The sequence below is a fragment of the Limnothrix sp. FACHB-881 genome (assembly GCF_014698135.1).
Classification (GTDB): domain Bacteria; phylum Cyanobacteriota; class Cyanobacteriia; order CACIAM-69d; family CACIAM-69d; genus CACIAM-69d.
This window is the reverse complement of record NZ_JACJSN010000016.1, coordinates 72,550-95,028: the sequence shown is the minus strand read 5'-3', so window position 1 is coordinate 95,028 and position 22,479 is coordinate 72,550. Positions and strand designations below refer to the sequence as shown.

Annotated in this window: 18 protein-coding genes and 1 pseudogene; 6 read left to right on the top strand and 13 right to left on the bottom strand. The window is 53.6% G+C overall.

Annotated features, from left to right (window positions below; genetic code table 11):
* Positions 1-442: 442 nt before the first annotated feature.
* The gene (locus tag H6G52_RS14405; RefSeq protein ID WP_242026398.1) at positions 443-1,576 is read left to right on the top strand and encodes a D-alanyl-D-alanine carboxypeptidase family protein; all 1,134 of its coding nucleotides are present in this window, start codon (positions 443-445) and stop codon (positions 1,574-1,576) included.
* Here the strand turns inward: H6G52_RS14405 and hpsE are convergent.
* From hpsE to H6G52_RS14390, 4 genes and pseudogenes are all read right to left on the bottom strand, one after another.
* Positions 1,573-3,555 carry a hormogonium polysaccharide biosynthesis glycosyltransferase HpsE gene (gene hpsE, locus H6G52_RS14400; protein ID WP_190529218.1) on the bottom strand — a complete coding sequence of 661 codons (1,983 nt, stop codon included), beginning with the start codon at positions 3,553-3,555 and terminating at the stop codon, positions 1,573-1,575. The two genes, H6G52_RS14405 and hpsE, sit on opposite strands and share 4 nt — an antisense overlap.
* Positions 3,556-3,684: 129 nt before the next feature.
* On the bottom strand, positions 3,685-4,053 hold the full coding sequence (locus H6G52_RS18605) for a hypothetical protein (RefSeq protein WP_242026397.1): 369 nt from the start codon (positions 4,051-4,053) through the stop codon (positions 3,685-3,687).
* Between the two features lie 60 nt (positions 4,054-4,113).
* Positions 4,114-4,374, bottom strand: a pseudogene (locus tag H6G52_RS19145) (methyltransferase domain-containing protein); the annotation flags it as partial.
* Between the two features lie 413 nt (positions 4,375-4,787).
* Complete coding sequence (locus H6G52_RS14390; protein ID WP_190529214.1) at positions 4,788-5,732, bottom strand: phytanoyl-CoA dioxygenase family protein; 945 nt, start codon at positions 5,730-5,732, stop codon at positions 4,788-4,790.
* A gap of 370 nt (positions 5,733-6,102) precedes the next feature.
* Here H6G52_RS14390 and H6G52_RS14385 point away from each other — a divergent pair, with 370 nt between their 5' ends.
* Both H6G52_RS14385 and H6G52_RS14380 read left to right on the top strand, forming a co-directional pair.
* Positions 6,103-8,091 (top strand): long-chain fatty acid--CoA ligase, encoded by a 1,989-nt coding sequence (locus H6G52_RS14385; protein ID WP_190529212.1) that lies wholly within the window; start codon positions 6,103-6,105, stop codon positions 8,089-8,091.
* A gap of 118 nt (positions 8,092-8,209) precedes the next feature.
* Positions 8,210-8,818 carry a hypothetical protein gene (locus tag H6G52_RS14380; RefSeq protein WP_190529211.1) on the top strand — a complete coding sequence of 203 codons (609 nt, stop codon included), beginning with the start codon at positions 8,210-8,212 and terminating at the stop codon, positions 8,816-8,818.
* A gap of 123 nt (positions 8,819-8,941) precedes the next feature.
* On the opposite strand, the gene H6G52_RS14375 is transcribed toward H6G52_RS14380, so the two are convergent.
* Positions 8,942-10,126, bottom strand: coding sequence for an NAD(P)H-quinone oxidoreductase subunit H (locus H6G52_RS14375; protein ID WP_099533504.1), 1,185 nt, complete (start codon positions 10,124-10,126; stop codon positions 8,942-8,944).
* 149 nt (positions 10,127-10,275) lie between these two features.
* On the bottom strand, positions 10,276-10,413 hold the full coding sequence (locus H6G52_RS14370; protein ID WP_190529209.1) for a hypothetical protein: 138 nt from the start codon (positions 10,411-10,413) through the stop codon (positions 10,276-10,278).
* A gap of 181 nt (positions 10,414-10,594) precedes the next feature.
* Here H6G52_RS14370 and prmA point away from each other — a divergent pair, with 181 nt between their 5' ends.
* A complete protein-coding gene (prmA, locus tag H6G52_RS14365; protein WP_190529207.1) occupies positions 10,595-11,488 on the top strand; it encodes a 50S ribosomal protein L11 methyltransferase in 894 nt (297 codons plus the stop codon).
* 28 nt (positions 11,489-11,516) lie between these two features.
* Here the strand turns inward: prmA and H6G52_RS14360 are convergent, their stop codons facing one another.
* The 4 genes from H6G52_RS14360 to H6G52_RS14345 form a co-directional block, all read right to left on the bottom strand.
* On the bottom strand, positions 11,517-11,768 hold the full coding sequence (locus H6G52_RS14360) for a hypothetical protein (RefSeq protein ID WP_099533502.1): 252 nt from the start codon (positions 11,766-11,768) through the stop codon (positions 11,517-11,519).
* A 319-nt stretch (positions 11,769-12,087) separates the two neighbouring features.
* Positions 12,088-13,290 carry a GNAT family N-acetyltransferase gene (locus tag H6G52_RS14355; RefSeq protein WP_190529204.1) on the bottom strand — a complete coding sequence of 401 codons (1,203 nt, stop codon included), beginning with the start codon at positions 13,288-13,290 and terminating at the stop codon, positions 12,088-12,090.
* 262 nt (positions 13,291-13,552) lie between these two features.
* Positions 13,553-14,155, bottom strand: a complete 603-nt coding sequence (locus H6G52_RS14350; protein ID WP_190529202.1) for a cytochrome b — start codon at positions 14,153-14,155, stop codon at positions 13,553-13,555.
* Positions 14,156-14,207: 52 nt separating this feature from the next.
* Positions 14,208-14,351, bottom strand: a complete 144-nt coding sequence (locus H6G52_RS14345) for a hypothetical protein (protein WP_190529200.1) — start codon at positions 14,349-14,351, stop codon at positions 14,208-14,210.
* A 40-nt stretch (positions 14,352-14,391) separates the two neighbouring features.
* Here H6G52_RS14345 and H6G52_RS14340 point away from each other — a divergent pair, with 40 nt between their 5' ends.
* The gene (locus H6G52_RS14340; protein WP_190354500.1) at positions 14,392-14,991 is read left to right on the top strand and encodes a DUF3177 family protein; all 600 of its coding nucleotides are present in this window, start codon (positions 14,392-14,394) and stop codon (positions 14,989-14,991) included.
* A 271-nt stretch (positions 14,992-15,262) separates the two neighbouring features.
* Here the strand turns inward: H6G52_RS14340 and H6G52_RS14335 are convergent, their stop codons facing one another.
* The 3 genes from H6G52_RS14335 to H6G52_RS14325 form a co-directional block, all read right to left on the bottom strand.
* Positions 15,263-18,187, bottom strand: coding sequence for an ATP-binding protein (locus H6G52_RS14335; protein WP_242026396.1), 2,925 nt, complete (start codon positions 18,185-18,187; stop codon positions 15,263-15,265).
* Between the two features lie 594 nt (positions 18,188-18,781).
* On the bottom strand, positions 18,782-20,197 hold the full coding sequence (locus H6G52_RS14330) for a cell wall metabolism sensor histidine kinase WalK (protein ID WP_099533497.1): 1,416 nt from the start codon (positions 20,195-20,197) through the stop codon (positions 18,782-18,784).
* 408 nt (positions 20,198-20,605) lie between these two features.
* Positions 20,606-21,055 (bottom strand): YlqD family protein, encoded by a 450-nt coding sequence (locus tag H6G52_RS14325; RefSeq protein WP_099533527.1) that lies wholly within the window; start codon positions 21,053-21,055, stop codon positions 20,606-20,608.
* A gap of 371 nt (positions 21,056-21,426) precedes the next feature.
* On the opposite strand from H6G52_RS14325, the gene H6G52_RS14320 reads away from it, so the two are divergent.
* Entirely contained in the window at positions 21,427-22,296 is an 870-nt protein-coding gene (locus H6G52_RS14320; protein ID WP_190529198.1) for a DUF4114 domain-containing protein, read from the top strand.
* Positions 22,297-22,479: the final 183 nt, after the last annotated feature.

Sequence of the window (22,479 nt, the reverse complement as noted above, 5' to 3'; positions counted from 1 at the left end):
CGCAAATTAACATTATTCAATTAGCAGAATTAACTCAATCTAAAGAAATAGCCTGTTCATCCACCCATAAGAGGATCTCTGAAAAGCCAAAATTGCTACTCTGTCCGCTCCAGCGATCGACGTAGACAAGGGGCTTAAGCCCCTTGCCCCCACAACTATTGGTGTTTGGCACAGGCCAAAAGATACTTTTCAAACATCCTCTAAGCGCCTAAAGCTAACGCACAGAGCAAACACCCAGAAATAGCCTGATCCAAATTCCGCAACTCCGGTGCTCGCGCTGGGATCCTGAACAATCAGTCCCTTATGGTTGCGGTTCAACTTCCGGCTGAGGGTTAAATAAGGGCTGATTTTTTGGTCTTGGGCCCATGGCGCGGATGAATATCCCTAGAATGGGGGCGTAGTTTTTGCTGCAATCGTCTAGCACGCGCCCCAGTGGTTCAGTATGGATGCTTCGGATAGGGCTGAGAAGGCTGAATCGAACCAAACTGCCAAGCCTTCCTCGGCGGCGGGAGTTGGCCCCCAAGTGTCAAAACGCTCGCGCCCCGATCGCGCTTCAGAGTTGGAAGCTGGCTTGCTGACGGTGATGGGCAGTGCCGAAGTGCCGGAAGCGGTGCGCGATGCGAATCAACAGGCGGTGAATGGGCCGGCGCGGCCCCAGGGGCGGCCCTGGCTGGGTATTTTGGGGGGATTGTTGGGCCTTGGGGCGATCGCGGCGGGCGGTTTTGCCTACCTTTGGTCAGCGCGACAGTTGCCCAATACCTGGCAAGCACGCTTAGACCAAATGATCGGTAGCACCCCCAGCCCCACGGCTCCCGCCAGCCCTACGCCGGATCCCAACTCCCTGTTGGGCCATTTGCCCTACGAAGAAGCACCCCAATCGGAACTTAGCCCCATTAGTAACGATGGCCAGATGCGATTGCGGCGATCGGCAGCTCGGGCCTATCGCTCCATGGCCGCTGCGGCTCGGGCGGATGGGGTGAATTTGGTGGTGCTGTCGGCGTTTCGCTCCGTGGAGCAACAACAGTCCGTGTTTTTTAACATCAAGGCTGCCCGCAACCAAGCGGCTACCAAGCGGGCTGAGGTGAGTGCGCCCCCCGGCTATAGCGAACACCACACGGGCTACGCGGTGGATATTGGGGATGCCAATGCGCCTTCAACCAATTTGAATCAGAACTTTGAACGAACGAGAGCTTTCCGCTGGCTGGCGGATCATGCGGCTCGGTTTAATTTTGAGTTGTCGTTTCCGGAGGGCAATCGTCAAGGGGTGTCCTATGAACCTTGGCATTGGCGCTTTGTGGGCGATCGCAACAGTCTGGAAACCTTCTATAAGGCTCGTCAGCAAGGGGTTGAACGATCGGGGAGTGGCCCCGCTGGGACTGAGGTTCCTGAATCTACGCCAACTCCAACCGATCGCCCCGGTTCGCCCTCTGGGTCTGATGAGATGGACTCCCCGATCGAGTCGCGCCCTGATGCGGTGGATCAGCAAGATCGCGAAAGCCAGGATTCTCAGGATTCTAATAACTCACAGCCTAATAACTCGCAGCCCTCTCCTCGCTCTCTGATCGATCGCTCCTAGGTCTTAGGCTTCCGAAGTCTAGGCAATCGGAGTTGCGCCAAGGGACTGAGGGCACAACCCCAGAAAAAAGCTTGGCGCACCGTGGCAGTCAGCGCGATCGAGAGATCGGCATCTTGGCGCAAGGATCGCAACTTCAGCGCTTTGTAGCCATTGGCAACCATGATTCGCAGCGCCAACCCGGGCCAGGCGATCGGGGGGGTAATGATCCGTTTGAGGGCAAAGGTCGCCAACCCACAGGCCCGCGCCAGGCGAATGAGATAGGCGCGATCGAGTCGCCAAGCGGGAATTTGGTGATGGGTTTTTAGGCGGGGTGCAAACCAAATTTCCCAGCCCGCCCGCGCCAGATACAGCAAGGGTTCATAATCATCCCCCTGCACGAAGCGGCCGGCTAATTTCCCGCTTAATTGGGGTTCCGGGGGCACGGTGGCCAACCAAGCAGCTCGATTGACAATCAACGCCGCAGCGGGCGGGAGGCGCAACTGCTGGACCAGGAAGGGGCCGGGGCGATCGGCAAACTCAGGATAGCTGCGAATGGCTAAATAGCCTTCCAAGTCACGCAGGGCCGGCGGCGGGTCGATCGCGTAGGCTCCCAAGACCTTGCCCCCAAAGGCCCCGACTTGAGGATGAGCCTCCGCAAAGGCGATTGCCTCCCGTAGCCAGTCCGGTTCCGGCCAGTTGTCATCATCCAAAAAGGCCACCCAAGGGGCCGCCGTCAACCGCACGGCCCGTTGTCGGGCAAAGGCGGCTCCCTGGCGTGGTTCTTGGCTGATATGTAAAGGGCAGCGGTTCCAAGTTTGTTGAATTTGGCGCAGTTGGGCGATCGTACCGTCACTGCTGTTGTTGTCGATCGCCCAAATTTCCCACCGCAAACCGGGCGGAATCTCCAGAGCTTGGAGCCGATCAAACAGGGCAGGCAGTCGATCGGCTCCGTTGTAAATCGGAATCGCGATCGCAATTTGGGGAGTCAAGGGCTGCGACGAGCCGGCCGCCCGTTGGGCCGCACGGGCAATGACTTGACGATCGCCCCGTTGCTCTCGATCGCGAAACCAGCGACCCATCACCCAAGGACTGGTTAGGGTGCTGATCAGGAGCGATCGCTCGCAAACCAACACCGGATCTCTCGATCGCCAACCCCCCGGATGTTGCAGCCACCAGCGCAACAACCGACGCAAATCCGACAAACCATAGAACCACGGGATCAGGAATCGGCGCGATCGATCCACCCGCAACAGCCGCACCACATAGCGACTCCAGCCAATTCCCTGAGCAAAAGAGCGGAGATAATCGGCCGTGAAGCGAGTTGCCGGCAGCCGGTGACTGAGGCGCAGGGCGGGGCAGTAGGCCACAGAGTAGCCCGCTCGTTGGAGATAGACCAGCGCTTCCAGATCTTCGGAAGTGAGCCAGGTGTTGCCCGTTCGCCCGCCCAAAATTAACCGAGGTGGCACGGCCGCCAACCAAGCGGCCCGACGCACCACCAACCCCGCCGAAGGCGGCAACAGGCCGCGCCCTGGCTCATACACAAACGGCTGATCGCCCCGATCGACAATGGCAAAGAGCGATCGAATCCGTGCAAATCCCACCGGCTCCGGCCCCTCCAAAACCGGCAGGATGCGCCCCCCAAAAGCCCCCACCAGGTTTCGATCGACCCAATCACCCTGGGCAAACTGCCACACCCGAGCCACCCAATCGGGATCCGGCACAGTGTCATCATCCAAAAAAGCCACCCAAGCCGCACCCGATCGCGCGATCGCCCGCTGCCGGGCAAAGGCCGCGCCCTGTTGTGGCTCTTGATCCCAATGAATTCTGGGTGATCGCGCTTGGAAGGCGGCCACCACCTCTCGGGTGCGATCGTCGCTATTGTTGTCAATCACCCAAATTTCCCAGTCGATCGCCTGGGTTTCCACCTGGGCCAACAACGCCTCCAGGACGATCGGCAGGCGATCGGCCCCGTTATAGGTCGGAATCGCAACAGTCAGCACAGAATTGGATTAGGAAGTTCTCGATTCAATACATTTGGCCATGGACTGAACTCGAACATCTGGAAAATGGCCCATTAACCTGCAATTGGCGATCGGCCGCACCACCGTATCTAGGGGTCAATCCAGCGCCTAGCCCCGAAAAGCATGAATGGCCGCTTCCACATCCGACCACTCCGCCGGGCCCCGATCGGGTTTCACAGGATAGTGCTCAGAATCGCGGGTAATGGCAAAAGTCCGCTTTGGCTCAACCGGCGGCCCATCATAGTCGTGCTGCACTTCGATAAAAACCCCAATTTCCTGAACAATGCCTTTGAAATAGCGCAGCGCAAAATCCAAAGACACGCCATGACGATGCAAATCAACCAACACATCGGTTGGAATCACATAGCAAATTTCCCGCAACAACCAACGCGCCTTGAGCGTCGCTTCCCAAACTTGATAATGCCAAACACATAAATGAAAATAATCATCTTCATTAATGTATTTCCGATGCCCCATGATAAATGCAGAGTTCGACCAATTGTAGGGAGTCCAAAGTTCTAACTCCGCCCCAGAAATGCAGACGCGACTAATTTCCGGAAAAATGTGCCCCGTCCAATCATTGTCTTGGACATGCTCTAGAAAGTGGGATGAGTAAACCTTGTCAACACTTCGATCGGGCAGAGGAATAGGGTCAGACGTTAGGTTTAAGACATAATCAACACCTGGCTGCGGAAAACTATCGATGCCAATCGTTCCTTCTCGTTTGCATCCACCACAACCGAGGTCAATTTTAAAGAACGGTGCTTTCTTAAGAACAGAATTAGGATGGATCTTCATAGAGAAATGAAACCAGCTAAAAATGATAACAGCCTAATCTTTGGGCAGTTGCGACTAAGATACAGCCTTTACCTACAACGATTGGTTCGTCATATTGCAGATGACCTGAAGCAGTCAGTAGCTGGGTAATGTCTACTTTGCAGATCACTTTGCCTATTCAGCGAGGTAAAGGCTGTATGCTCACCCTATCTCCAACCCCATCACACGCTCAATCATAGCCAGCTATAGGCCAATGCTTCACAATATCAGGAGTTAGAACCATTTTGACAACCCTTGAGTTGGACTCTTGATTTCAACAAGTCTTGACTGGGTTACCATCCGAATGACTTGAAGTTTTGTCAAAAACAGCAGCCTAATGGCTGGTAGGAATAAGCGAATCTGAGTCATCAGCCTGAAGAAGCATGACGAAACCTTTAGAAGAGAACCATTGAATTTGAGTTTTGAGTGGAGTTTGTGATTGATGGTTCAGACACCGGCAATTCAGAATCGGAATTGGAAGGTGCTCCCTGCGCGTTGGTCAGCTCTGCTTCCGAGGGACGGTCAAAAACAAAATATTTTGCGGGCGGATTATAGGAGGAATATTCCGCAATGATGGGCATGTCCGGTCGATGATTCACACTGGAATAATGTGTGATGATCGTAGGGCGTAGAATTTCCGGATCTTTAGGGAAACTGCCACGATGCAGCAGCCAAGCGTGCCAGATTAGCACATCTCCCTTTTTGCCACACCAGGTGACTGGTCTTGCGCCCTGGCGAATAATTTCCTCATCGTAAAGTGGATTGAGAATCTTTTCTGCGTGCCATGGCCAATCTGGGTCGTGACGCACTTCCGGCGGCAATGCAGAGAGTACCTTTTCCATGCGACATACATCCCATCGATGGGAGCCAGGGACAAATTCAAACGGCCCCGCATCGGGATGGATATAGTCCAAAGCAAACCAAACACCTGCATAGTGGGCATTCACACCCATCGGGTTTAGGTAGTCATCCTGATGCCAATTACGCTGAGTAGATTTCCAGTTGGTCAAGTTCAGGTGCATGGCCATTTCATGACCAATGAGTTCCCGCATTTTTTCTAAAAGTGGTGGATAAAGACAAAGATTCTTAATTTCATCCACTTCCAGATAGGGGGTTGGGCTAAGGTAGCCAATCTTGCCAACACTTAGAGTGTCTTGAACAAATCTCTCACAGTAGCGATCTATTAGATCGTGTGGAATAAGATTTTCAACAACAACATAGCCATATTTGCGCCAGTACTCCTGGTCGGGAGTCATATGGGCAGGTGGGCTTGAGCGGTCTAGTAGCGAACGATCGGAGTCAGGAACTGTATCTGTAAATTGGCTGAGACTGTATTCCATGGAGGATTTAAATTCAGCGATAATGGGTTGACTGGATAACCTGAGGAGGAAAATACTGAATTTTTTGCCCATCAGGCATCACGCCCAGTGTATATCACTTAAAGTTGTTTTTGATGAATTTTAGGTTAAATCATTTGTCTAATAAATACTCTGCTCAAGGTCCACCTAAATAGAGTGTTCTCGGTTAGAAGATGGCGTTTTCGGGGTTGGCCTTGGGTGGCATTTTGAATCACTGGCCTGAAGCAATGGTTGAGTTGGTTGTGGGCAAGGGGGACATTTATCCAATCGCCTGAGGGGAGTTGCTGAAGCGGCAAATGACCCGATAGGGTTGTGTTGCTTTGTTGATCGCCTGTTTTAGCACCCCTTTGCCATGATTGCTTCTGCCTTTGCCGAATCGGAGCTATTTCCCCAGGATCGGGCCCAGATGGGCCGTGCCGTGGACTATTCGGGCGCACAAAATTTGACTCAGGTGTGGGTGCGGGCAGCCCAACGCTTTGGCACGTTGCCGGCCCTGCGCGATCGCCACTCGTCACCAGCGCTGGAGCTGAATTTTGCGGAACTGCTGGAATATCTGCAAACGTTTGCGGCGGGACTGCAAACGCTGCTGAGTCCTGAGGATGCCAGTGCGCGGGAGGAGGCGGGATTGGTTGTGCCGCCTCGGGTTGCGCTGTTTGCGGACAATAGTGCTCGGTGGTTTGTGGCGGATCAGGGCACGATGGCGGCGGGGTTTGCCAATGCGGTGCGGAGTTCTTTGGCGGAAACGGAGGAGTTGCGCTACATCCTGGCGGACAGTGAGGCGCGGCTCTTGATTGTTGAGAATCAAAAGACGCTGAATCGGTTGGCCGATCGCCTGGGAGATTTGCCTTTAGTGGCGATCGTGTTGTTGTCGGATGAGGAGCCGGTGCGATCGGGCGCGATCGGGGATGATGTGTTGCTTTTGAATTTTGTGGCGTTGCTGGAGCGGGGACGCGATCGCCTGAAAACTCACCCCTGGCAACCACCCCAACAGGATCCAAAAACCCTAGCCACGCTGATCTATACCTCCGGAACCACGGGGCAACCGAAAGGGGTGATGTTGTCCCATGGGAACTATCTCTATCAGCTCAGTGCATTCCGAACGGTGGTGGCTCCTCAAGCGGGCGATCGGGTGTTGACCCTGCTGCCCACTTGGCACTCCTTTGGCCGCATCGGGGACTATTACTTGCTCTGTCAAGGTTGCGTTTTGGTTTACACCAACATTCGCCAGCTCAAGGCCGATCTGAAAACCCATCGGCCTCAATACATGATGGCGGTGCCGCGTCTTTGGGAGTCAATTTATGAAGGGGTGCAAAAGCAATTCCAATCCCAACCGGCCAGTACCCAAAAAATTGCCCAAACCTTTTTGGGGTTCAGTGAGCGCTACGTGCGGGCCAAGCGCCGCTGGCAAGGGCTGGAGTTACGATCGAAACCGGCAGCAGGTTTGGAAAAACTGCTGGCAGGGGCACGGGCGATCGCCCATTGGCCGCTGCACCGCTTGGGCGATCGACTGGTGTATCAAAAAATTCGGCAGGCCACCGGGGGCGAGCTGCAATATGCCATCAGTGGCGGCGGTTCCTTGGCAACCCACCTGGAAATGTTCTTTGAAATTGTGGGGGTGAATGTGCTGGTGGGCTATGGTCTGACGGAGACTTCCCCGGTGCTGACGGTGCGGCGCAACTGGCGAAATTTGCGGGGAACTTCTGGGCTGCCGCTGCCGGCCACGGAGCTGCGATCGGTTGATCTTGAAACCCGCCAGCCGCTCCCGGTGGGCGACAAAGGCCTAATTGTGGCCCGGGGCCCACAGATTATGGCGGGTTACTTTGGCAAGCCGGAGGCAACGGCGAAGGCGATCGACTCGGAAGGCTGGTTTGATACGGGAGATTTGGGTTGGCTGTCGCCGATCGGGGACATCACCATCACCGGGCGAGCCAAGGACACGATCGTCCTAACCAATGGGGAAAATATTGAACCCCAGCCGATCGAGGATGCCTGCATTCGCAGTCCCTACATCAGCCAAGTTGTGTTGGTGGGTCAAGACCAAAAGACGCTCGGGGCTTTGATTGTGCCCAACCAGGAGGCGATCGCCGCTTGGGCCGCAGAACAGGGGCTTGATTCGGTAGATCTCCAAAGCGATCGGGTACAGGCCTTGATTCGAGATGAGTTGGCACGGGAAGTGAAAAATCGCCCCGGCTACAAAGCCGAGGAACGGATCAGCACCTTTCGTTTTTTGGCGGAACCCCTGTCGATCGAAAATGGTCTGTTGACCCAAACCATGAAAGTGCGGCGAAATGTGGTGTTTGAGCGGTTTGCAGACCTGATTGCCACCATGTTTGACGGCTAGCCCCCTAGGGCGATCGCAGCCTCGGCCAAGGGCCGATTCCTTGGGTTGAGATCGCCCTTGAAACAGGATTCAGAAACCAGATTGCTTAGAAACCAGATTGATGTTCCAGGATCCAGCCTTGTTCAAACATTTCCTTGGGCGGGCCGCCTTGCTCTCCGTGCTGCTCTGTACCAGCGGCGTGGCCCTGGCGGGCGATCGGGCTGTGCTGCCGGATTCAACCAAACAACCGATTCAGGTCAAGGAACGGCGAGTGGAGCTTGTCCCGATCGCGGATCTGTTAGCCAATCCGCAACGGTGGGTGGATCGACTCATTGAAGTGCAGGGCCGTTTGCAACCCAGCCCGGATCCGCAAGGGGCGATCGGCTGTACCCGCATGGCCTGTCCTTTTCCCAGCAGCGCCCAGCCCGGTGACCAGCGAGATTGCAATCGCTGCCAGGGGCCCGCCGGATTGCGAGCGGGGTCTCAATGGCTAGCCCTTAGCAATTTGCGGTGTACGGGTGTTGAACAACTGACCTTGCGCCCGGGCGGTCAGGTCGATCGCATCATTCGTTGGGAAAGTGCCCGACTTGAGGATCAAGCCTGGAGCCTCGATCGGTCTTACAGTACCGTGGGGACGTTGCGGCGCAGCACTGGCCCCGGAGCCGATCGCACCCAATACGAATTTGAAATTCGATCGCTCACCGTTCTGGGTCGAGGTTCTTCTGAGCCAATCCCCGGCCTGTGGTAGCACCAATCAAGCTATTGAAAAAAGCCATTGAAAAAGGCCATTAAAAAAGCGAGATCATCTCAAAGGACGACCTCGCTCAGAATTTAATTGGAATTCAATTGGAATGCAAATGGGTTGGCAAATTTAGCGATCGACCGATCCCATAATCACGTCGATGCTGCCCAGAATCGCCATGATATCCGCCACCTTCACGCCCTTCAGCAAGTGCGGCAGGATTTGCAAATTGGTGAAGTCCGGAGCCTTGATCTTGAAGCGCCAGGGGAACACATTGTCATCACCCACGATGAACACACCCAGTTCGCCCTTGCCGCTTTCGAGGCGCACATAATGTTCGCCCTTGGGAATCTTGAACGTGGGAGCCAGCTTCTTGCCAATGAATTGATAATCAAAGCCGTTCCATTCGGACTTTGGCCCGCCCAGCATCCGTTGGGCTTCCAGGTTTTCGTAGGGGCCGCCCGGGATCTGATCCAGCGCTTGCAAGAGCATCTTGTTCGACTCGCGCATTTCCCGCACCCGCACCAGGTAGCGAGCGAAGCAGTCGCCGCCGGTTTCCCACTGCACATCCCAGTCCAGTTCGTCGTAACACTCGTAGTGGTCAACTTTCCGCAAGTCCCACTTCACACCCGAACCGCGCAGCATCGGGCCCGAGAGACCCCAGTTGATTGCTTCTTCGCGGCTGATCGTGCCAATACCTTCCACGCGGCGGCGGAAGATCGGGTTATTGGTGATCAGTTTTTCGTATTCGTCGATTTTGGGCGCGAAGTAGTTGCAGAAGTCGCGGCACTTGTCGATCCAACCGTAGGGCAAGTCAGCGGCCACGCCGCCCATGCGGAAATAGTTGTTGTTGATCAGGCGTGCGCCCGTGGCGGCTTCCCACAGGTCATAGATCATCTCCCGTTCGCGGAAGATGTAGAAGAAGGGGGTTTGCGCACCCACATCGGCCAGGAAGGGGCCAAGCCACAGCAGGTGGTTGGCGATTCGGTTCAGCTCCAGCATGATCATGCGGATGTAGCTGGCGCGGCGGGGCACTTCAATGCCGGCGAGCTTTTCGGGAGCGTTAACCGTGATTGCTTCGTTGAACATCCCGGCGGCGTAGTCCCACCGACTGACGTAGGGCACGAACATGATGTTGGTGCGGTTTTCGGCGATTTTCTCCATGCCGCGATGGAGATAGCCAATGACGGGTTCGCAGTCGATGACGTTTTCGCCGTCGAGGGTGACGATGAGCCGCAACACGCCGTGCATGGACGGGTGATGGGGGCCCATGTTCACGACCATCGGTTCGGTTTTGGTTTCAATCCGGGTCATAGGATCGATCGGTCTCCGTTGGTGGTTGCACTGGGCATCGCGTGTGGGCGATCGCCGCGTTAAACAAGTCGGTGGCTGGGCGCACGACCGGTGGATGGCGATGGAACACCGCTTGCCATTATCAACCGAAATTGCGGCGGACTGGCGGATCAGTGGGGAGCGATCGATTGTTTTTTGTTTGATCGCCCATAATCGCGGTTGCCGGTCATGGCAATTACGATGGCAGTTATGGGTGAGTTGCCCATCATCACCCCGCTGGACTCCTCTTTGGACTCCTCATCGGTCATTGGTCTTAATCAATCCTGCTTAATTCTGGTTCATGCTGATTAATCCTGCTGGATCTTGATTCTGCTCAATTCTGGTTAATGAATTCTGGTTAATGTTTAATGCCTGATGCCTGAGGAATCGCAAGGGCCATGGGACAATGAAGCGACAGAAATTCAACAGCGCCCCTTCAGGACTTGATCCATGGCTAATAGTTGGTGGGAAATCAACATTCGCTGCCACCCATTACTCGAAGACACCGTTTATTGGCGAACTCAAGATTTTGGTTGCCGAGGCACCTCTAGCCAATATAAAGGCAAGAATTGTTTGATTTCCGCCTATTTGCCCCAAGAGCAGGCGCAACTCTTAGATCTTTCTGCCCTGGCGCTTTGGTTACGCCAAGATGCCATTTTGGCCAATTTGCCTGAACCAACGGTCAAATGGAATTTGATTGATGAAGAGGACTGGTCGAGCAGTTGGAAAGAACATTGGCAGCCGCAAGAAGTGGGCGATCAGTTCTTGATTTGTCCGGCTTGGTTGGATGTGCCGGAAGCGGGTAAGCGGGTAGTAGTGCGTTTGGATCCGGGGGTTGCCTTTGGCACGGGGGCCCATCCCACAACGCAACTCTGCATGGAATCGATGGAGATGCGCTTTGATGGCAAGCCCACGGAGCAGATCGTTGCAGACATTGGTTGTGGATCGGGAATTTTGGCGATCGGGGCGTTGTTGGTGGGGGCCAAAACTGCCTACGCGGTGGATATTGATCCCCTATGTTTGCGGGCAACCCAAGAAAATATTTCGCTGAATCATATTCAGCCCGATCGAGTTCATCTGGAGCAGGGATCTTTTGAGAAGTTGCAAGAGATGTTGGGCGATCGCAAAGTGGATGGCTTTTTCTGCAATATTTTGGCGGAGGTGATTGTGGATTTGATTCCGCAATTAGAACAAATTAGCCATCAAAAGACTTGGGGAGTGTTGAGTGGCATTTTGTTAGATCAAGCCAAGGCCATTTCTGACACGTTGGAACAAAGTGGTTGGATTGTGGCCACGTTGTGGAAGCGTCAGGAATGGTGCTGTATTAATGTGCGGCGATCGTAAAGAATTTGATCGCAGATTTGATCGCAGATTACAGGTGGCTTTGGGCTGCGCAAAGTCGGGTAATTTGGCGCTTGGGACCCACGGAAACCAGGTTGCAACTGAGGCGATCGCCCTGGCCCACTTGGCTCAATTGTTGTTTGCCCGCTTGCCAATGGCTGGCCATTTGGTTGAACCAGCGCCCGGCCAGGTTTCCAGATCTGGCGGAGGCCACATCTTCAACGGTGGCCACCGCGATCGACCCCAACAAAACCATGCTCGCGATTTGAATCAGACGCTTCATAAAAACGGGCACTCCAGCGGATCGTAGCCAGAAATTGAATTCACTCAACAACACCAGCCGATCGGGGTGATTGTGCTGCGATGTTCATGGGTTGCGGCGCTCAGCGTTGAATCGCAGGATCGCTCAGCCTGGCACCACAGCCCGATCCCTGCAACACCGCTGCTACAGCCTTACTGTTGAATATGCCCTGCAACGGGACGATCGCTTCAGGTAGAAGGCCAGTTTAACAACTGCGTGAAGGTTCTGCTGCAAAACGGCTTAAAGACTTGCTTAAAGCCTTGATTAAAGTCTTGATTCAAAAATTTGCTGAAATCTGGATTTAGAGTTTTAGTTCTGGCTGAGCTTGGCTAAAGGGCAACTCAGCGTTAATGGCATCAATTTGTTGTTGTTCGTATTGGTTAATTTCATCAATATAGGTTCGCAAAATCCGATCGAGCCGGGGGTGATAAAGCCGGTGCAGACTGTGGTTAGGGGTTGCCGGGAATCCGCGCCGCCGTTTGTGTTGCCCCCCTGCGCCGGGGTCAAAAAGTTGAATTCCGTGAGCGATCGCCCAGTCGATCGGCTCGTAATAACAGGCATTGAAGTGCAGATGGTCAATTTCTCGCGTGGAACCCCAATAGCGACCGTAGAGCCGATCGCCCTTGGTGATGCAAAAGGAGAGGGCGATCGGGTGGCGATCGTCACCGTGGGCATGGGCCGTAAACAACACCACGCGATCGGCTAATTGATCAGCCAAATCCACAAAAAACTTGCGCGTTAAATATTGGCTGCCGCCCCAAAACTTCTCGCAGGTGCTGCTGTAAAAATCATAAACCTTGGAAAAATAGCCGTGAGGAATTTGTGAACCCTGCCAGGTTTTGAACTCCAAGCCACTATTCACCATGGATTTTCGCTCGCGTTTAATATTGCGGCGCTGATTGGCGTTAAAGCTCGCTAGATAATCTTCAAATGTTTGATAGTTATTACTTGTCCAAATGTAGCTGTGATGTTTCCAGGTAATGAAATCACCCAAGGATTCCATGAGTTTTTGCCATTGGGGATCCACGAACAGAAAATGACAGCCAGACACATGATGTCGGCTACAAAAATGATCGATCGCCCCCAGCATCATTTCAGTGATTGCCCGTTCATCTTCAGCGGAGTCAATTAAAAATCGATAGCCTTCCGCTGGCGTAAAAGGGGTCATTCCTAACAGCTTGGGATAGTAATCAACCCCTAGGCGATAGGACAAATCTGCCCACTGCTGGTCAAATACAAATTCGCCATAACTGTGTCCCTTGAGATAGAGGGGAGCTGCGGCCACCAACTTTCCCGATCGGCGCACAACCAAGTGGGATGGCAACCAACCTTCCTGCGGAATTGCGCTGCCCGATGTTTCCAAATTATTCAACCAAGCCCATTCCAAAAAGGGGGTTTTTAGGGGTTTGGCTAATGCATCCCACTCCTGCGGACTCAGATCCGCCATCCGACTAACCCAAGAAAGTTCGTAGGCAATTTGTTCGGTGGTTGCGGTTTGGGCCATGGTTCACAGGGCGATCGAGGGGGGCTGATCTGTTCAAAATGATGCGCAATCGGTGCTGATAGGTCAACGGTAGCGCTTTCGATACCCTAGCGCGATCGCCCTAGGCTTTCAAGGCAAGTGAGACAAATGACAAAACCCCGGAAGGCGGAGCGGCATCCATCTTCCGGGGCTTTCTCACCGGGGGCGATCGGCTTTCCTCAAATGATTAGAGGTCACTGAAGATGACTGGCGATTGCTTGAAATGACTTGAAATGACTTGAGATTACTTGAGAGCCGTTTTGGAATTGTTGGATGATGACTTCTTCCAAAAACCTGTCCAACGCCGCCACAGGGCACGAACAACTTTCCATTGATCGATCGCGTGGGCAATCACAAACACCAAAAAGCTATAGGAAAACCAAAAGTGTAAGCCACGCCCCAAATCCACCATCTCAGAATTTTGGGGAAACAGCTCCGGCACAACAATGCCAAAAAACTTGACATTATTAGGCCTCACGGAATTAGACAGAAAAATGCCCGTGACCGGAACCACAATCATGAAGCCATAGAGGCTGCTGTGCAGCAGAAATACACGCCACCAATGGGTGGACAGTTTGGGCAGCCGACGGGAATATTTTCGCCACCAAACTCGGAACAACAACAGCACCCGTCCCAACAACAAACCAATGGTTAAAATCCCGATCGACTTGTGGAAATCATAGAAACCGGGGCGAAAGGAAACCTCGCGCGGCAGTTGCGCCATGAAGGTTCCTCCCACAAACAAAATGAGATAGGCCAGCGCCATCCACCAATGCAAGGACATCAAATTTTGGAAGGCATTGTTGAGGCGGCGTTTGGGTGGAGCAACCTGGGCAGAATCAGCCATGACGTTTGGGAGTTGGTCATCATTAATTAGCCATAATCATAACGAGTACATATTAAATTGTGGGTACTCGCAGCCACTTGGGGGGATTCAGCCAAACCGGTTGGGCATCGTCGGGGCGATCGCCATCCACAGCGCGGCCCATAAGGGGAAACAGCGCGGTAGCATAGAGTGCGCCAAAGTGTGCGACACAATGCACACCAAAACTTCAAAATCTGTCGGCTCGATCGCCCCTTCCTATGGCTGAAAACTGGTTGGAATCCTTGGTTTGGACGGACTACCGCGTGGCGGTTTTGTTTACCGTTTTGATACCGCTAGGGCTGTTGCTGTGGGCGCTTGTGGCCAAGGCCGACGCGCTGCAAAAGCTGATGGTGATCTATTGGCGGGTTTCGAGCCTGCTGGCCATCACGGTGTATTTGATGATTGGCTCTTTGCCCGTGAGCTTTGTGGCGGCGCTGGGGGCGCGGGTGTTGATTCCGCTTGGGCTGTGGTTCTGGGTCGATTTAAATGAAGAAATTGACGACCAACCCCAAGGCCGGTTGAAGTTTGCGTTTAAGGCTTGGCGCTGGGCCATGACGATTTACTGCGCGATCGGGACGGTGGCGCAGGTGTTGACCTTGCCCTGCGCCCTGAAACCCAGCGAAGTGCTGGTGAAGGATGCGGCTTGCCGTGTTTGGTTGGAACCCACCTGGCTCTATCGAGAATATTTCCACAACAACACCAATCCCAGTTTTCTGGGCGTGTTGGGGGTTCTAGGCTTGGCGATTTATGTCATTTATTTGGCCTATTTTGTGGTGTTCCGGTTGGGCAAACAGGGGCGATCGGCAACGGGGATTTAGGGCCTGTCGTCAAATCGCCGGAAACTCTGACTTCACCGTTAGCAGCTCGTGGGGGACAAGGGGCTTAAGCCCCTTGTTACGACAACCGGAACATGGAAAATCAATCGTTTTCACATGATTCTAGGAAATGACGACAGGCCCTAGGATCTTGATGTTTCCGTTGCCAAATCTTGAGGGCAAGGGACTAACTGTTCTGGCCGAGGGCGATCGGGGTGTGGATTGGGATTGAGATTGAGATTGGGATTGGGATTGGGATCTGCGAGGCGATCGCCTAATCTTCCACAAATTGCCGCATTGGAATTTCAATCAAAAAGCTAGTTGAATGATTCAACTCCGATCGACAAGTTAACCGGCCCCCATGCCTTTCCACCACAATCTGTTGGGCAATGGACAGACCCAAACCGGTTCCCTTGCCCACATCTTTGGTGGTGAAAAAAGCATCAAACAAGTTTCGTTGCACCTCAGGGGCAATTCCGGGCCCATTGTCCGTAATCACAATCTGCACCGTTTCGGGATCGGCCAAGGTGGTGGTGATGGCAATTTGCGGCGGTTCCCGATCGCTCCGTTTATCCTCATCGATCGCGTCGATCGCATTAGTCAGCAAATTCATAAACACCTGATTCATTTGCCCCGCGTAACACTCAATGGGGGATAGCTCGCCGTAGTGTTTTTGAATCTGAATCGCTGGGCGTTGATCCGTGGCCTTCAGTCGGTTGCTCAAAATCATCAGCGTGCTATCCAAACCCGCGTGAATGTCTACGCTTTTCACCTCCGCTTCGTCCAGCCGCGAAAAGGTGCGCAAGGACAGGACAATTTCCCGAATGCGATCGGTTCCCACCCGCATTGATTTCAACAGTTTGGGCAAATCTTCCTGCACAAACGTCACATCAATTTCGTCCGCCAGTTCCAAAATTTCCGGCGTGGCCTTGGGAAAGGCCAATTGATAGGCAACCAACAACGCCAACACATCTTGCACATAGTTGCAGGCATGTTCGAGGTTGCCGTGAATGAAATTCACCGGATTATTAATTTCGTGGGCCACCCCTGCCACCATTTGCCCCAAACTGGACATTTTTTCCGTTTGGACCAGTTGTGTTTGGGCTTTTTTCAACACCGTCAGGGCTTCGGATAATTGGGCGGTGCGTTGTTTCACCCGCTGCTCCAAATCCTTGGCCAAGTCTTGCAGGGCGGCTTCGGCGGCCTCGCGATCGCGCACTTCCTGCTGAAGTTGCAGGTTTTGGTTGTCCAACTCCTCCTCAGCCAGTTCGCGACTCTCATCGGTCAACACCCACCACCAGACCGCAATCCCCGACAAAACCAGCAACATCGCATACAAAACCCCAAAGGTTTCCAGCAGCGGTATTGATTCGACATCGGGTTGCGCGAGGGGCAACTCAGCGATCGGCCCGAGGGTGTAAACCAGCGCAAAAATTACCCCCAGCAGGGCTGCCATGGCTGCAAACAGCCCCAAAAAACGCACCATCCGCTTGCCCAACCGCAAAGACAGGCGATCGCCAAAAATGGCCCGCGCCACAATTGGAGCCAAGCGAATCTGCTCGCCCACGGAGGGCTTGCAGGAGTCATGACAATGGGCATCCAGGCTGCAACAGAGAGAGCAGATATGGCCGTCGTAAACGGGACAAAAAGCCAAATCCGATGGCTCATACTCGTTGTCACAAACGCAGCAACTGACCAGGGTGGCGGCTGGAAAATTCAAGCGCACTTCATTGGGGCGCGCGATGTAGTAGCGGCCTTGGGTTGCCCAGGCGATCAACGGCGACAGTCCGAAGGCAATCCCCAGGGCCAAAAACGGCGCATAGGCCCGCAGTGTTTCCCCCAAAAGCCCCACAAAGGCCACCATGGCAATGGCCGAGGCCACCGCCATCGAGCCAAATCCCACAGGGTTGAAGTTGTAAAGATAGGCGCGTTTGAACTCAACGTAGGACGGACTGAGTTTGAGGGGTTTGTTGATCACCAAGTCCGCCACGATCGCCCCAATCCAGGCGATCGCCACGTTGGAATAGAGGCCCAACACGGCCTCTAGGGTTTCAAAAACCCCCAACTCCATCAACAGCAGGGCGATCGACACATTGAACACCAACCACACCACTCGCCCGGGGTGGGAGTGGGTGAGCCGCGAAAAGAAATTTGACCAGGCCAGGGATCCCGCGTAGGCGTTCGTGACGTTGATTTTGATTTGGGAGATGATCACGAAAAACACCCCCACCGTCAGCACCACTTGGGGATCGTCAAAAACGGTGGCGAATCCGGCCAGATACATTTGAATTGGCTCCTTGGCCTTAGCAAAGGAAGCCCCATGCTCGATCGCCAAAGTGGCCAAAAAGGCCCCGCCCAACTGCTTGGCTGCTCCCAGCACAATCCAACCGGGCCCCGCCGCCAACACCGCTAACCACCAGCGAATCCGATTGTTGGGGCCACATTCCGGCAAAAAACGGAGATAGTCTACCTGTTCGCCCAACTGGGCAATGAGCGAAAAAGAAACGGTGGCCGCCGCGCCAAACAGCAAGGGATCAAAGGCGGCTCCGCTGGGGGAGTTTCCGGCAAAGTGCAGCCAGCGATCGAGGGCGGCCGGTTCCTTGAGGCCCACAAACACAAAGGGCAACCCCATCAAAATCAGCCAAATTGGTTGCGTCCAAAACTGCAACCGCTCGATCGCCGTGATGCCATAAAACACAATCGGCAGCACCACCAAAGAGCAAAGGATATAGCCCAACCACAGGGGAAGATGCCAATAAAGCTCTAAGGCTTGGGCCAGGATTGCCGCTTCCAGCGCAAAGAAAATGAAAGTGAAAGAGGCGTAAATCAGCGAGGTAATGGTTGAGCCAATGTAACCAAAGCCTGCGCCCCTGGTGAGCAAATCAATATCGACATTGTATTTGGCGGCGTAATAGGAAATGGGAATTCCAGCTAGGCCAATCAGCAGCCCTACCACCAAAATTGCCCAAAAAGAATTGCTGAATCCATAGCTAATCACTAAAGATCCACCGATCGCTTCCAGGGCCAGGAAGGAAATTCCTCCTAAGGCCGTATTGGCAACTAAAAACTCCGACCACTTCCGAAAAGACTGGGGTGCATAGCGAAGGGAATAGTCCTCGATCGTCTCGGTGGCGACCCAAGCGTTATACTCTCGACGCTTCTGCACAACCTTTTTGCGGGGCATATACGGGGTCGTCATAGCAGGTCAAAAAGATGACGGAATGGAGCAATTCATATACGGAGACGATTTGAATTTCCTTGAGCGGGAAACCAATCGATTGCGTTGGTTGCCGAAAACGGGCGATCGCGGCAATGGGCAGCAATTATGAATAACCATGAATTTCATGGATTTATGGCTAAAGCCGGGTTACACCAAATTAGATGGGCGATCGCATCAGCGTTCGACATCAACGTTCGGCATCAATGCCCGAGTGAGCGATCGAATGAATGGTCGAAGAGACTGCTGCATCATAACTAGCCCATGGTTCTACCCTACCGCGCTCTAAGGACTGACGATCGGGCTGATTCTTGGCAGCAGAATTATTGATTATTTATTAATCATATCAATGATATCAATCGTTCTTCGGCTGCTTCTAAAGTGTTGCTCGATTGTCTCAACGTTGGCCATATTCACAGCGATTAAACATGCTCAACTGAGTTGTCCCTTGGTTTTAGTATTCCTTGAGACAGTTTGCTGAAGATTTATAAATTTCTCTTCATTAAAATTGCGAATTCAGGTCAGTTAGGGATAGGCCAAATGTGCCAATGGCGCGTCCCTATGGTGCGTAATTGCCTAACTGTTCTGATAGCTACCGGCCTCCAGCGGGGGTTCAACCAAGCTGGGCAGGGTGATGGTGACGGTTGTTCCCCGATCGAGCTGACTATCGAGGCGGATTTGCCCCTGGTGGACTTGCACGATCGCCTGGACAATGGCCAGCCCCAACCCCGACCCGGCAGATTGACCGGTGCGATGGCGCGATCGGGCCACATCGGCACGGTAGAACCGATCAAACAGATGGGGCAAAGCTTCCGGTGCAATGCCAATGCCGGTGTCTTGGACTTCGAGTTTTAAGGTGGGTTTGCGCAAGTCCCGATCGAGCCGCACCCAAACCCGCCCACCCGACGGCGTGTATTGAATCGCGTTGCCAATCAAGTTGGTGAGCAGCCGCGCCAATTGATCCCGATCGCCCCGCACCATCCAGGCCCGCTGATCGGGAATTTCGCTGAGTTCGGGAATCAATTCCAATGCTTGGCGGGTGGCCAGGGCCATTTGCTCCTCGATCGCCTCCAGCAGCAATTCCGACAGATCCACCATTCCCCACTGGGGTTGCACAATGCCGCTATCTTGGCGGGCCAAAAACAACAGATCGTCCACCAATTTCCCCAGACGGCGAGTTAACCGCTCGATCGCTTCCAACTGCGATCGCTCCATTTGGGGGTTGGTTTCCGCCAACGCCACCTGCACATTGGTTTGAATGGTGGCGATCGGGTTGCGCAGTTCATGGGACGCATCGGCCGTGAATTGCCGCAAGCGTTGGTAAGACTCGCGCACCGGTTCCATGGCCAACCCCGACAGCCACCACCCGATCGCCCCCACGGCCCCAATCAACGCCACCACCCCCAAGCTCAGGTCGATCGCCAACTGCTGGGCCGGCTTGGTGACCTCAAACCAAGGGTGACTGACTCGCAAATAGCCCAAGGGTTGCCCACCCAGCGCAATGGCTTGAGTGCGTTGCCGCAACACCAACGGCGGTTCCACCGGCCCCCGCCCCTCGGCTGACTTCCCGGGCCCGTCGCGCAACACTTTCACCGTTTCACTTTTGCGAGTGGGATGCAGGGGAATGGTCAAGGGTTCCGCGAAGCTGGTCCAAAGCTGCTGGCCCGTGGGGCTAAACCACTCCAAATCAATTCGATCGTCTTCCACATCATTCCAAACCGTGCCCGTGTTGTCCCGAAAGCTGGCTTCCAGGTTCACCCGGGCCCGAGTAATCATCTGCTGTGGATCGATGGCGGCCAGGTCGCGCACCTGCACCGATTCAATCACCAACGATCGAGCCACCAGTTCGATCGCATGTTCGATCGTGTCATCTACCCGATCGACCAGCGTGGCCCTCGCGTAACCATAAAAGGCGATCGCCGCCACCAGCACCAACACTGCTGTTACGGTCGCGTACCAAAGGGCCAGCCGTCGCCGCGTTGTCTGAAACACGATCGTCCTCGAATGATGAGTAGTTGCATTCTCCCCAATCGTAATTCATTCGATCGGCTTGATTTAGCCTCTAAATTGACTTGAGCTGGCTAGTTAGTTAATTTTCTGGGTAATTTTTGATTAACTTCTTGATCAACTTCTTGATTAGTTTCTTAATTAAATTAATTGACTCATTTTTTAACCAAACTGATTAATTCAATTTATTTTTAAATTACAGTCTTTACCTAGAGCGATCGGTACGTTATATCACAGATACTATGAAGCCACTATTAGGTGGACAATGCCCACCCCACAGATAACTTGATTGAATTGATCGGTTTGATTTTAAGAATTTAGATTGACTTCATCTCATAAATAATGAGCAAATCGTGGGGTGTAAACTTCACACCCCCAAAAAACGCAACCTAGTTACAGCTCACCACGAATTTCTTCAACAATGCCATCCCGTAGCAGAATTTCAACCTGCATCTTGTCAATCAAATTATCACCCTGTTGCACCTGAAACAGGCTTTCCATTTGCGTTTGAATCACTTCCTTATCCAGCTCCAAGGAGTGAACCCGATTGAGCTGTTGCAAAACTTGGTTTTTTTGCTCCAGCATTTGGGATTTCTGTTCGTTCACCTGGGCCTGAATATTTTCAATTTGGCGAGTCACTTCCGGGCCGGGCGGTTGAATGCTCTGGCGCTGAATTTCCGCGATCGCCCGCTGACCTTGGGTTTCCAGTTGCTGTAACTGGCGATCGAGCTGGTCAATTTGCCGCTGCAATTCAACCTGCGCGTCTTCCTTCCAGCGCGGCGTAACAACGGCCTTCACAATCACAGGGCGCTTGAGCCACAGGCCCGCTGAAGTCGTATCCATGGGAGTTTGCACGCTTGAGGTGTCCTGGGTGTTGATCATCGGTCTCAGTGTTTTTGCATCGGCCAGAGACCATGGCCCGGGCGCGATCGTATCGCGGGACTGTGAGCCATGGCAATCAACCCTTTGCCCCCTTCACTTCATATTGGCCCGTTAATCGGCCATTGGCTTGACCAAAAATTCATCAAAAAACTCAGGAACTGCCCCTACGATCAGGGGAGAAAGTATTAAACCTTTTGGGTGTGTCTCCGGTTTCTAGCCATCAGATCAAAGCTTCAATTGCAAGCCAAAGTGACTTTTTATACTTGCAACGATTCAGGCGAAACCGCTCTCTAACTTCGCAACCGTTCCACTCTCTGAAGTCTTCTCTACTCATGCGTAACCACATTCCTTCCTTCCTGCTCAAAGCAACCGTCACCGCCTCCGTAGCAACCCTGAGTGTTGCAGCCGGATCGGCCCAGGCATTTGACATCAATCCCCGTAGCACAGCGCCGGATTACTTCCAAGAAGTGTTGCCCTCCATGGCTCCCTTTGTCGGCAAGGAAGCTCGGAAGTTAGACCCCAACGAAATTAAATTTCGCACCTTGGATGAATCGCTGCTGCAACTGAAGCATGACCACGATGTGAAGGTTTACTTCCTCGGTGAAACGGCTGGCGGCTATCGCAACCGTCTAGACTTTGCCACCACCGGAACAACGGTTACGGCGCAGACGAAGATTTTTGGGGACACCTCTTGCAGCCCCAGCCAAAGCAAGACCTTGGTGAACTTCAGCGGCTTTTGCCAAAATCCGAACGCTGCTGTCGCAGGGCGATCGGTTCAAGACAGCCCCCTGAACGTGGGCGATTGGGTGAACCTGGGCAAGTTCAAGGCTGGCACGATCTTTGATTTCAGCCTGGTTTCCAACTGGATTAACGGCGGCATTTCCGGCAAGGATGTGCGCACTGGCAAGACGGTTCCGGGTCAGTTCCGGGCCAATGCGAAGGACAATCCCGATGGCAAGCAACATGCCATGTCCTACTTCTACGAAGATTTGCTGGTGCTGGCTTTTGAAGATCTGTGGGGCGGTGGTGACCAAGACTTCAACGACACGGTGTTCGTGATCGACTTCGGCCGCAAGAACAACCGTGAAATTGCAGGGGTAGCCACGCCGGAACCGACGATCATGATGGGTCTGGGCCTGGTGGGTCTGGGTCTGGCCGGGTCGGCTAAGCGTCGCTCGCGCAAGTCTGATACCGCATCCTAGGGCTTCAACATCTGCGGATAGCAGGAGTTGGGCTAGGGTTGCTGAACTCTCCGGGTTCTGAAGTCTGAACAGTCAGGATTTTGCAGAAATTGAACTGAGTCGAAGTTGATCAAAAGACCCCGGGATTCTCAATGATGGGAATCCGGGGTTTTTCTAATGTTATTGATCAGGTGCTTCTGATCA